Here is a 12,212-nt window from a genome sequence, read left to right on the forward strand (position 1 = left end):
GAATTCTCTACTTTTTATTTCTTCGCACAGTCTGTCGTATAACGTTCTGCGTATTCCCGAAGTCTGGTTAATACTTTCATGTTTTCTCAATTTTTGGAATACGCTGTTATCAGATGGACTGTGCCCAGCGGAGCCATGGATGGCGGAGCGTCCTCTCCGAAGCATATCTTTCACGATTTCAACTTACTTTTCCTATGAACTTTTAGTAAAGTACTATAAACACCTCCATCATTCTGGCATTCAAACCTTCCATCTTCAATCAAATGATTCAACAATTCTTCTTCACTAAAGGTCAGATATCCCTCATCTATTAATTGACAATATACATCCTCTAAACTTCTTGCTTTCCTTTTCCCTTTTAGATAATCGTAACAAAAATTCGAAACTTCATTGTTCAATCTTTTAATTATTGGCACCGTAACCCATTTAAAGTCTCTTTCACTTTTCCCCAATGCAAACAAGGCGTCTAAAATCGAATACACTATATCATCAAATTCTGGATTTTTCCTATACAATGGTGTGAAATAATCTATTGCTTTTTCGTACTCCTTACATAAAATATAAGCCTCTCCCAATCGCCATTGTGCAAGATATCCTCAGGATCACTCTTTGCCATTTCCTGTCTAAGCCTTTTTAATCCTTCGAAATCTCCTTTGCTAATGAGGTCATAGTCATCTTCCCAACCTTCATAACCATCCTCACCAGTATTATCGTCAAGTTCTTTCTCCGGCTATTAATGTCAATAATCTTGCTATCGTCAGCCAAATATATTACCTCTATTCTTGTGTTATTTTCACTTCATTCGTTATTCAACTTCAAAGCCAAGGATGGCGAACGGCTAAGCTCGGGCACAGTCTTTCCTATAACGTATCGAGAATTCCCGAAGTCTGGTTACTACATTCATATCTTCTCAGATTTTGGGAATTCTCTGTTATACGTCGTGTGACAGAGAATATCATTCAAGACCCTAACTAAATATCTAAGACCACAATATCCTTTTTTGTAACACTATTACTCTTTATCTAAAATCAAATTCATAACAAAGGGAGAGTTAGACCGTCTGCAAATTATGTAGTTAGTTTTATTACACTACTTATTTCTTGGCCTAGAAATTTGAAAAAGAAACATGAAAATAGTCTCCTACTTTCTCTTAAACAATCCATGCAACCGATTTAAGATACTTTATTCCAATAAACAGAAATGCAATATTCGAAACTATGATTAGAATATAAAAGATATTGAATGTTTTTTTCAGATACAAAGTTCTTATCAAAAGTATAATGATCACAATTGCTATTATAGGCCAAATTAAAAGTGACAAATATGTAATAAGAAATACAAATTTTGTTAATGTATGATGGCTAAGTAATAAGTTTAGTACGGGTATCCAGTTTATTAGACTCAGTATTACCATTACCATGCTTTTCTTTGACATATAATCCCTACTCCCCGTCCCTTATCAGAACCCAACATGACGTATAACGGTTCGCGTATTCCGAAGTCTGGTTACTACCTGCATATTATCTCAGATTTTAGGAATACGCTGTTATACGATGTCGCGGCAAAGACAGCTTAAATCTTGATAATTATAAACTAAATGAGTTGGAAATTAAGGTTTGTCCACTTTGGGATAGACCATTCGCCCGTATTTGGGTACCATCTGATGGATTAAGAAATACAAACCATATACTGGTCGTACCGTTTTTAACTATACTCGCTTCTTTTTCTTTCGCTCTTTTGTCAGTCTGAACGCTAACCCGAATAATTTGCGGATCAGAAATTTCTCCATATGCTATAGGGAAAGGGGTGTCTTTCGTTGCGGGAAAATATTGAACTGTTATTGATTGCCCTGGTTCTTCGCTGGCACGCGACTGTTCTCCTCCATTAACCCACTCCCAACCCCAAAATGTCTTTTTTGTATATCCTGCGGCCAGAGTCGTATCTTTTCCTCCATTAATACTTTTATAAAAGAAAACTACGTCTCCGTCCATAATCTTTTCTAGGTGTATTACCTTTACTACGTGTCGACCAGATTTCTCGATTGCTTCTTCAATGTTTTTCCCCGTAGCCTTGGGTGGAAAAACGGATATTAGCACCGCGACAATTATCAGAACCACAATAATAACCGATATCAGGTTAGTTCTTTTCATTTCCTCTTCCCTCATCCCTAATATTCATGACCTAGCGATTTCGTATAACGTTCTGAGGGTTTGCGACGCGTCCCAACCGCTTTCATCTTTTCAAAGTGTCGCAAATCCTCTGTTATATGATGCCGTACACCCCGCGAAGCCACACTTGAACTCCCCAATTGAATTTCACATTATGGACTTTTTTATGAGGAAACATACTCAACTAACTCATTTATTTTAGCCCTTCTTGTATAATCTGCTGGCTTGTCAAAGACTTCGAGAATACCTATTTCATCAGAAATCAGTTCCTTTTTCCTTAACTTCTTCCATTTTATAGATACCTTCAGTAATGTCATAAGTATCTTATCAAAAGGATTAAGTTTACGGTAATCAAAACCACCCCGCAAATAAAAGAACTGTATAATTTTTTGCTGTTCTAAAGTAAAGTTCCTACTGATCACTTCACTTACTGCCTCTTCTCTTGCGGGCGACATCCCCGTTGCAAAGACAACAACTTTTTTACCTTTAAGTTTGTCAACGTTTTGCGTTATTAACTTGACTCCATTGATACCCACTACATACAAACCGCCACCATAAATTACACAGTCATACACTGACAGCATATTAGTAGTGACTCTTGAAGCACAATAAATATCGGCTGACAACTCCGCCGAAATCCATTCTGCGTATTTCTTTGTGAAACCTGTTTTCGACTTGTAGATTACCACGGTTTTCATTACTTTGCTCCTCCAAGTTCTGGACATTCTCGTATAAAACTACAACCACGAAATTCTACGAAAGTCGTTCCTGAGAAAGCTCCCGCAAGAATGAGCTGCAATTTGCGTACGGTTTCATATAACGGTTCGCGTGTTCCCGAAGTCTGCATACTACATTCATATTCTCTCAGATTTTGGTAACACGCTGTTGTACTAAACTGCTGCGCGGTGGCTTTTTTTAACACCTAAAAATATACATGAGGCATGATATCATTCTTTTGCAAACCCAAATTAACTTGGAAAGGATGATATTCATGCCTCAAACTTCTCGTACTCTTACACCTCATCTTCAAAAAATGAAGCTCGAAATGGAACTTCGCGGTCTATCCTCTCAAACCCTTCAACATTACCTTTCTCACTTAAGGCTTCTGGAAAAATATTTTAGTAAGCCCGCCTTTGACGTCTCACCTGATGAACTCAAACAATCTAAAACATCAAACTGACATTGCGGACAACGCTTCCTTGCAATATTAATACATTCCTCACTAAAATCAATACCTAAAACATTCGCTCCAACTGATGCCAACCTCATGCTTTCATGCCCGGGTCCACATCCTAAATCCAAGATCCGTGGACGTTCTGGTAGTAAAGAAACAAAATCCCGAATTGTAGGTTTTAAAATATCTTCTTTATACCATTCTTCTGCCGTTCGCTCAGCAGTTAAATCATAAAAAAGCTTAATCTCATTCTCCAAAACTAACTCCTCCAAAATCAGACCGAATGTGTCGCATAACGTCCCGAGGTTTGCGGCGTCGGGTTACTTCATACATATTCTCTCCGATGTCGCAAAACCCTCTGTTAGGCGGCGGACCATGCCCCGTGATTCAGAGACGACCATGGACGGGAGTCCCTTAAACGTTCCCTACGAACTGTATAGATGCATTTAAGTAGAAGAATGTGCAACAACATAGTTTCAAAAAAGCCTTTTATCTATTTTTCTTTGTTACTATTGTATAAACGGGCGAGAGAGCGGTCGGGTAACTAATCTCAAAGTGATAGCCATTCCAATGCCGAGTCTATGTCTCCAAAGTAACGTTCTTTTTCATTGATACTGGCTTGTATCCGATATTCCATTCTGGGATAATCATCATTGACAATTGCACAGGCGACACATTTTGCGTATTCTTCCGGCTTCCATGTGCCACTAAACAACTCTCTCATTGCTCGATCTCCTGCTAAACAATCGTGGCGGTAACCCATTAAATTAAACAGAATTTTAAATTCTTGTCCTTTAAAATTCTTCTCAAAGCATTCTCTGAAAGCTCGATGACACTCAATCACTGTTCTCTCATTGATAATTTTAAAAAACACTTCGAATATTCGATTTCTTTCTAGGTATCCTACTCGATAGTTTTTTCCATGTTACATTCCTGTTCGTTATCAAAAGGCTTATCCATTTTATAGGCCTCCAATGTTTATGGCTATGGCACGAATTCCGACAACTGTGCATCAATTTCAAACTTAAACAACGATCCTTTACAAATCCGGGCAAGGACGCCCGGCCCCCCGCATGGTCTGTCGCCTAACGTCCCGAGTGTTTGCGACGTCGGGTTACTACTTTAATATTCTCTCCGATGTTGCAAACCCTCTGTTAGGCGGCGGAACATGCCCCGTGATTCAGAGACGACCATGGACGGGAGTCCCTTAAACGTCCCCATCCGAACAGTATTGTTTATCAAGTAAGAATCATGCGTATTAATATTTCACCTGCGAACTAACCAGTTTGGACTATGTAGATACAAATTCACCATATATAAGCAAAAAGCAATAACAGATACATTGAATATAACAGTATGATATATTATTTTTTGGTTTTTAGTGTTCATATACGATAAATAATTTAATACGCTTGTGCAAAGTGTAAAACAAAAAGAAAAAATTATAAAAGGTACTAGAATATATATAAATGAAGGTTTAGTATTAAGCAGTAATTTATAGAAAGACCAAAAAAATACTAAAAACAATCCAAAACTAAAGATTGCTTGCTTATTAGTTGCTTTTTCAAATAAGTATGGACTATACCTTCCTCTATTAAACAAATATATATTGTGAATGATACTATAAGTACACCCAAGCAATAAGATTATTATATAAAAATAATTATTCATTGATTTATTCTCCCTCCTCTTGATTCTATGATTGTAACAAAGTGCATTAACCCTCAAATACGATTCCTTTCAAATCCGGGCAAGGACGCCCGGTCTCCTGCATGGTCTGTCGCCTAACGTCCCGAGGGTTTGCGACGTCGGGTTATTACATTCATATTCTCATCGATGTTGCAAACCCTCTGTTCTACGATGTATCGTGCCCCGTGACTCAGACAGCGCCACGGACGGCGCTGCCTTGAATTTACCCGGAATACAATCTACTGCCCAAAATAGGAATAACTGGAAATATAGTTTTATAAACAAACGTTTAAAATATATGTCTTTTGCGAAGCAAAGTTACAGTAATTTGATATGGAAGTGGGCGTTATGACAATAGCACTAGCATTCACAATAAGGACGCATGTGCTATTTTACCCATATATGTATTATCGGATGTGCGCAACTCCACCATAGAGGTATTTAATCACTTCAAAATCCACAATTTATTATGCTTATTCTAAGACTGATGCATGTACAAAACTAAAATGAGGTATTACTTTTCCAACAACTGAACCGTTACGGACAGAAAGATACTTACTTTCCATATCTTTTGATGTAAGACGCTCCATAATTTTATAACCTCGTTCAGATAAAAAGGATTCAATTCTCTCTTCCTCAATCCAAAACAGGAAAGGCTCACCAGCATTAACAGATTGCCTTTCCGCTGTCAAGTAATCAAAACAAATTGTGCTGCCAACAGGTGAATTTAGTTTAACAAATTTCAACGTATTATTAACCGCCTCGGCAGGTAGGTAATACATAACCCCTTCCCAGATAAAAAGCGCTTTTTTATTTTTGTCAAACCCTGCCTTAAACAGCACTTTTTCAAGGACATCACTCTTAAAGTTGATAGAAACAAAAGTTAATTGCTCTGGTATAGATATATTGGATTGATTTAATTTTTCCTTTTTCCGTTGTTGAGTAGTTTGAATATCTAATTCAAAAATTCTGGTTTCTTTGATTAGTTCTTTTAAACGGTATGATCTGGTATCGTATCCTGCGCCAAGGAAAACTATTTGGGGAATATTCTCCCGGAGTGATTGTTTGAAAATATCATCAATGTAGGCTGTTCGAGCAATAAGGTATCCATATCGCTCAGGGGTGATCAAATTGTTAATGACCCATTCTCTTGAGGCCCGATCTTTCAATGGCCTTTTACCATCTTCGGTCAGAAATATTTCTGCCAGATAATCCGGACCTCTAAACTCTTCCCTTTCATCTCTCGCGGCAAGAGCACGGCAGAAGGTAACCCCATTTGCCGTCTCAGAAGGCTGATTTTCAACGGACCTATCTTTTGCTGCTAAAACTTTGCTTGTGATTCCTAAAATGTTGCCAAATGGGTCAACTACTTTTGCTGACTTCGTATCAGCAACCGTATTGATCTCAGTATGTGGAGTTGCACCTAACTCAAGCAACTTCTGATAAACTACATCGATATTTTCAACACCCCAATAAGCAACAATACGTTCATCGCTTCCGGATAACGGATTTGAAGTTGGAGCAAGCATTAATACAGAGTCGTCAATTACAAATATCACGGCAAATGGTGAATTAAAAGCCGGTTCTTTATTCAAAATCTTACAGTACCAATCCTTAGCCTTTTCTATGTCTGATACCTGATATGTAACTGTTTTTACAGATTGAAACATTCTTCTTCCTCCCTTTTTCTACTGTTTTATTAGCTGTCGATGACACCCCATCTCGGTATGTTCGATAACGGTGTTTTAACGAACTTCGTTGATTGTATGTCTAATAGAATTAATCAAAACTTGTTCACTTAAAATTCCTTTTTACACCTTGTAATCGTTCGACATTAATTTTAAATTTACCTTCATTTTACTCTTTAGGTCATATAAGTAAATTGCAATACTTTGCTAAAAATATTATTTAATTTGCTAAACTCCTATTTAGCGAACTTTTAATTATCCTACTACTGCAAAGTAATACCACAAATTCTTTTCGTCCGCGCCAAGGATGGCGCGTCCTTTGCACGATATGTCGTAGAACGTCCAGGGATTCCCGACGCGCCCCAACCACATTCATCATCCTCTAAGTGTCGGGAATCCCGTGTTAGGCGAAGGCTTTGGCCCAAAAGAAAACCCTGGGCAAATTATGTATTCTCCCAAGGTTGTTGTTTCATATTATTTAAATCTCGTGCCGCGTGAATTATAGCCAATACAAGAATTGATTCATCACTTAGTTTGTATATTAACCGATAGTTATGAAAAACGATCTCTCTAATCTTTTCATCTTCAACTTCAGGAACTTTTCTTCCCAGATTAGGAAAATCAGAAAGTTTTTCAACCATTTCTATAATTCTGCCAGTAAATTCTATAGCATAATATTCCGAATCTCTTTCAATAAATTCTTTTATACCTTCTAAATCAAGTACAGCTGGCTCTGACCATTCAATTCTCATTTGTTTAATATCCTCTTCTTAACATCTTCATGAGAATATACCTTTCCATCCTCTGCTGCTTTCAGGGACAGATCAATTTTCTTTTTAACATATAATTGGTACATTATATCATCCAAAGTTGCTTGGTCGGGTAGATTCTCAATTATTTTTATGGCTGCATCCTTTACTTGACTCATAAATATTCACCTCTTCAAAAAGCATTATTACTTATAGTATACATCAAAAACAAACATTCTACAGATAGTCCCCAAAAAATGTCTTTCACCAAAGCTTTCTTCTAACGTTTAGGTGTTCCCGACGCGCCCTAACCACATTCATCATCCTCCAAGTGTCGGGAACACCGTGTTATGTACTGTCAGGCGCTTGCATCTTTCTATCACAATTATGATATAATATCTATATATAAAATGATAGGATGTGATCATATGCCGGTTATTAAGCCAATTTCTGATCTGCGCAATAACTTCAACCAAATTTCCGAAATATGCCATGAAGGTGGCGAGCCGGTTTTTATCACTAAGAATGGTAAAGGCGATTTGGTTGTAATGAGTATGGCTTTATATGAAAAGCAACAGGCCTTATTGGAACTCTATCAAAAGTTGGCTGAAGCTGAAGCCCAGAGTGCCGCTGGAGTCCCTCGTATTCCTCACAAAGACCTCATCAATAAATTGAGAGCAAAGATAAATGGATAATCGGTTTCGTATCGAGTACCTTCCAATTGCAGAAAACGACTTGACTGAAATCATCGATTATATTCAGATAGATAATCCAACTGCGGCATTAAGCTTTATTAATGAAATTGATAGGGCCATTTCCAAATTGGCCTTATTCCCTTTCTTGGGTCCTGTACCAAAGGATCCGAGGCTTATTCACCTTAACTATCGAATGCTGGTCGTCGGTAATTACTTAGTATTCTATGCAGTCCTTGAAGAAGTTGTAGAAATCAGAAGAATAATACATGCAAAACGTAAATATGACTTCCTTGTTTAGCCCCGAAAGCCTGATGGCACATAACGTCCCGCGTATTCCCGAAGTCTGGTTATTACTTTCATGTTCTCTCGGATTTTGGGAATACGCTGTTATCTGACGTCTGACGCCCCGTGATTGAGCTATAGGAAAATATACAAACAATTAAGTCCTGTTAAAAGGTATATGTATTTGGCCGATTAAACAATTATCATTAACCCATTCCAAAGTTACATTTGAGCCAATAACTTTGAGATAGCCAAAATTGTCTTTAATTCCTTCTTGAAAATTACTCAAATAAAAACTGATACATAGGTAGTTTTCTACTTCATCAAATAAAGGCGATAAGTAGTTAACATATTTTCTTTTATTACTTTCCTCAAGATCGTATAGCTTTTCTAAATCCTCATCATATTTCACTTCTAAGATAGTTGAACAATCGTTTTTCAAGTCAGGAGCATTCCAATCAAAGACAGCTATAAATCCAAATCTGATTTTCAGCTTTTTCCATTCCCAAACACCAGAATTTTCTTCATTACCTTGTCTGGTTACTACATTCATATTCTCTCAGATTTAGGGAATTCGCTGTTATCTGATGCCGCAGCAAAGACTTACCCAAATGTTTTCGTCAATTACTTATGGTTCTTTAATTCTTTTAGAGAATAAACGGTTCCCCGCCATTCTATACCACCTCGGCATAGCGCCTTTACAGTTGAATTTATTACTGCACTAAGATACAACAATGCTGATATAGGATGAAACAAAACATAACTACGGGAGATATCAAAAAGCTTTGATAAGTGATTGTAGACAGCAAACAAACTTAGGAGAGAAATACCGCACAAGGCTCTTGCCCAAACTGACCCAAAGAACAGACCAAAAAAAGGGTAGACATTTGTAACTAAACTATATACGCATAACCCTATTACGGCCGAAACCTTATAGTTCATAGATGCGAATAAGTTTTTTTCAAAGCCCTTAAGCGCAGCAAAGAGGTTTTTATACCATTTTACAGTAATAAAGCCTTTACTCGGCAACCCGAAACCCTGTTTGTATCCCTTATTTACCACGAGTCTCCCAAAAGAAATGTCATCAACAGGCTGTGTCGCTATTATTTCATAGCCGCCTATTTCATTGTATACTGATTTTTTTACTAAGTTAAATGAACCCACTCCAACTTTCTTGGTAACCATAACCGTAGCTGTAAGTGCAAATGCAAAGTATGCAAGAAAAGCACGGTAGAAAACACCTCCATAATACATATCAGGAGCAATTGTTAAGTGATCGAGCTTGTGTTCCAAAGCATAACCAACAGTTTGCGTCATACTTTTGGGAGAGAACATGACATCAGCGTCAGTAAAAAGCAACCACTCACCTATACTCTCTTTCACTCCCTGAAAAATAGCATGGTTTTTACCTAACCAGTTTGGTGGCAAATCATAAATAGTAATAACTTTGAGTTGAGGAAACTGAACTTTAAGCTTCTCCAAAACAACCCCAGTATTATCGGTAGATCGGTCATTCACTACAATTACCTCTAATTTAGGGTAATCTTGACTGATTAACTGTCTAACCGCCTGCTCAATGGATTCTTCTTCATTACAAGCTGGAATTATTACGGATACTAAAGGGTAATTTGCTTCATCATACGAACAATCATTTATGTTGAAAATAGGCAGTGTTTTCATATATCTAAACCATAGCACGCTTATACTTAGCCAATATAAGGAAGAAACTAAAGCAATTACCAAAATGAGAATATTCATATCTTTCTCCCCTCCTTTGAAATACTTTTAAAGTTGAACATTCCAGTCCACTTTTTATGATCCTTTATGTTTCCAGCGGTTTCAGATAACGTCCCGCGTATTCCCGAAGTCTGGTTACTACTTTCATACCCTCTCAGATTTTGGGAATACGCTGTTATGCGAAGTAGTATTGTGTTACCTGAGACTAATCGTTTAACTAAAATCTAATACTTATTTAATGGAGCTTTATTTTTTATACTTAACCACATGAGCAAAAAATGTACTGTAATTATTCTCTTGTCCATTTTGCACAAGAAAAAGCTGTTCTTTTAATTCTTCAAAATGGAGTAACTGTAAAAGATATTTTAAATACTGTTTTCTATGTGTGAATACCTCGACCCCTTCAGGTGACCTTTCAGAATAGTACATATCATTTGTTTTGCTAGAGTCTGTCTTTCTATCGTAATGTTCAGCCTTTACTGTGAATGAAAATAATCCACCAGGTTTAATAATCCGAGAAACATCTCTGAAAATTGGTTGTAGATCACCAATAAAATGAAAAACACCGCAAGAAATAATATGTTGAAATAATGAATTTGAATATGGTAAAGGCAAATCATTCAGATTGTATTGTTTTAGTTCTTTAGCAATGTTCTTTGTTTTACAGATATGTAACATTTCAACTGAACCATCAATTCCATAAATCTCTAATCCAGCTTTAGCAAATAATGCTGAACTTAATCCTGTACCTATTCCGATATCCAACAATTTAGAATCGGGAGAAATATACTCAAAACACATACCAAAGAGTATTTCAGGGCCGTACCAGCCATATTCTCGAGCCTGCTCATCATATGAATTTGCACTTTGAGCATGTGATTGAAGACTTCCTTGGTCATTTTTCATAACAATCTCCTCGTTAATTAACGATTTAATCTTATTTTAACCTTCAAACTATGGAAAGCTAATGACTATTGCTATTTCGCATAACGTCCCGAGGGTTTGCGACGTTGGGTTACTACATTCATATTCTCTCCGATGTTGCAAACCCTCTGTTAGGCGGCGGGCCATGCCCCGTGATTCAGAGACGACCATGGACGGGAGTCCCTTATACGTCTCTCTCGAACTGTATTGATGCATTAAATAAGAATAATAATGTCTATTGCGATAATTAAAAGCATATGTTCATTCCTATATTTTACCAGTTTATTTCTAGCCCTACTCCAACTTCTTTCAAAGGTACAGTTTTATGTATTTCTGCTCTAACAGAAAATGAAGTACAATGGCAAGGATATAATTCCTTTATGTTGTTCTGTTTTAGATAATCGATAGTTTTCTTAACCTGTTCAGTTACTTCAAATAAATGAAATCCGCCTATAATTCCCAATACTCTATCATCTTTACATACTTCTTTTGCATATTGTATTATATTGCATATCCCACTATGAGAGCATCCAGTAATAATATAAATCTCATTTTCACTTTTATAGACAAGTGCAGTATCATCTACTACATAATCATCAACTGAAGTTCCACCAACAATTTGTTTACCTATAGGTTTTCTTATTTCGAAGTCATTTGTTTGTGGTATTTCCCCTAAAAAAGTTATATGTTTGCTAACTTTAATAGGTACTTTCGAAAGAATCAGATTGCACTTTTCTTTTAATTCTTCTAGCAAAATAGGAGAGCAAATTTTCAAATTGTCTACTACTTTTTCTTTAAATGCATCTGGATGTGCAATAATAGAAATAAATTTTTTATGGTTTCGTTCAAAATAGTATTTTAATCCTCTAGTGTGGTCATCGTGACCATGTGAAATAACAATAGCACTTAAATTCTCTAAATCTACACCTAATTCATTCGAGTTTCTCAGAAATAAATCAGAATACCCTACGTCCAATAGTAACCTGATGTCCTCATCTTCGATATAGTATGAAACAGCAGGTTCACCACAATAATATTGGTCAATGTATGTATTATTGTCTACCAAAACTTTTAGTTTCACCTTATTGCCTCCTTAGCTTATCTGC

The 12,212-nt window shown here is 36.7% G+C and carries 14 protein-coding genes; 2 read left to right on the forward strand and 12 right to left on the reverse strand.

Translation table 11 applies throughout. The annotated features are described in order from the left end of the window. Positions 1–170: 170 nt before the first annotated feature. The 8 genes from DOT_RS11960 to DOT_RS12000 all read right to left on the reverse strand — a co-directional run bounded on the left by DOT_RS11960 (position 171) and on the right by DOT_RS12000 (position 7,647). Positions 171–575, reverse strand: coding sequence for a hypothetical protein (locus DOT_RS11960; RefSeq protein ID WP_009618820.1), 405 nt, complete (start codon positions 573–575; stop codon positions 171–173). A 1,011-nt stretch (positions 576–1,586) separates the two neighbouring features. Then, a complete protein-coding gene (locus DOT_RS11970) occupies positions 1,587–2,150 on the reverse strand; it encodes a hypothetical protein (RefSeq protein WP_009618822.1) in 564 nt (187 codons plus the stop codon). 182 nt (positions 2,151–2,332) lie between these two features. Then, positions 2,333–2,866: a flavodoxin domain-containing protein gene (locus DOT_RS11975; protein WP_009618825.1), complete on the reverse strand. Its 534-nt coding sequence runs from the start codon at positions 2,864–2,866 to the stop codon at positions 2,333–2,335. A gap of 394 nt (positions 2,867–3,260) precedes the next feature. After that, complete coding sequence (locus DOT_RS29335; protein WP_009618827.1) at positions 3,261–3,599, reverse strand: class I SAM-dependent methyltransferase; 339 nt, start codon at positions 3,597–3,599, stop codon at positions 3,261–3,263. Between the two features lie 293 nt (positions 3,600–3,892). Beyond that, entirely contained in the window at positions 3,893–4,066 is a 174-nt protein-coding gene (locus DOT_RS30435; protein WP_157998447.1) for a hypothetical protein, read from the reverse strand. A gap of 1,438 nt (positions 4,067–5,504) precedes the next feature. Beyond that, a complete protein-coding gene (locus DOT_RS27795; RefSeq protein ID WP_009618829.1) occupies positions 5,505–6,701 on the reverse strand; it encodes an SAM-dependent methyltransferase in 1,197 nt (398 codons plus the stop codon). 461 nt (positions 6,702–7,162) lie between these two features. Beyond that, entirely contained in the window at positions 7,163–7,471 is a 309-nt protein-coding gene (locus DOT_RS11995) for a type II toxin-antitoxin system RelE/ParE family toxin (RefSeq protein WP_009618830.1), read from the reverse strand. Beyond that, entirely contained in the window at positions 7,468–7,647 is a 180-nt protein-coding gene (locus DOT_RS12000; RefSeq protein WP_009618831.1) for a hypothetical protein, read from the reverse strand. The genes DOT_RS11995 and DOT_RS12000 overlap by 4 nt, the downstream gene beginning before the upstream one ends. 249 nt (positions 7,648–7,896) lie before the next feature. Between DOT_RS12000 and DOT_RS12005 the strand changes: the two genes are divergently transcribed. Both DOT_RS12005 and DOT_RS12010 read left to right on the forward strand, forming a co-directional pair. Then, complete coding sequence (locus tag DOT_RS12005) at positions 7,897–8,163, forward strand: type II toxin-antitoxin system Phd/YefM family antitoxin (RefSeq protein ID WP_009618832.1); 267 nt, start codon at positions 7,897–7,899, stop codon at positions 8,161–8,163. Continuing rightward, a complete protein-coding gene (locus DOT_RS12010; RefSeq protein WP_009618834.1) occupies positions 8,156–8,461 on the forward strand; it encodes a type II toxin-antitoxin system RelE/ParE family toxin in 306 nt (101 codons plus the stop codon). Before DOT_RS12005 ends, DOT_RS12010 begins: the two co-directional genes overlap by 8 nt. Before the next feature lie 141 nt (positions 8,462–8,602). On the opposite strand, the gene DOT_RS12015 is transcribed toward DOT_RS12010, so the two are convergent. From DOT_RS12015 to DOT_RS12030, 4 genes are all read right to left on the reverse strand, one after another. After that, the gene (locus DOT_RS12015) at positions 8,603–8,998 is read right to left on the reverse strand and encodes a hypothetical protein (RefSeq protein ID WP_009618836.1); all 396 of its coding nucleotides are present in this window, start codon (positions 8,996–8,998) and stop codon (positions 8,603–8,605) included. Positions 8,999–9,069: 71 nt separating this feature from the next. Further along, positions 9,070–10,203, reverse strand: a complete 1,134-nt coding sequence (locus DOT_RS12020; RefSeq protein ID WP_009618838.1) for a glycosyltransferase family 2 protein — start codon at positions 10,201–10,203, stop codon at positions 9,070–9,072. A 225-nt stretch (positions 10,204–10,428) separates the two neighbouring features. Continuing rightward, complete coding sequence (locus tag DOT_RS12025; RefSeq protein WP_009618840.1) at positions 10,429–11,088, reverse strand: class I SAM-dependent methyltransferase; 660 nt, start codon at positions 11,086–11,088, stop codon at positions 10,429–10,431. A gap of 292 nt (positions 11,089–11,380) precedes the next feature. After that, on the reverse strand, positions 11,381–12,187 hold the full coding sequence (locus DOT_RS12030; RefSeq protein WP_009618841.1) for an MBL fold metallo-hydrolase: 807 nt from the start codon (positions 12,185–12,187) through the stop codon (positions 11,381–11,383). Between the last annotated feature and the right edge of the window lie 25 nt (positions 12,188–12,212).

This window comes from Desulfosporosinus sp. OT (assembly GCF_000224515.1).
GTDB lineage: Bacteria > Bacillota > Desulfitobacteriia > Desulfitobacteriales > Desulfitobacteriaceae > Desulfosporosinus.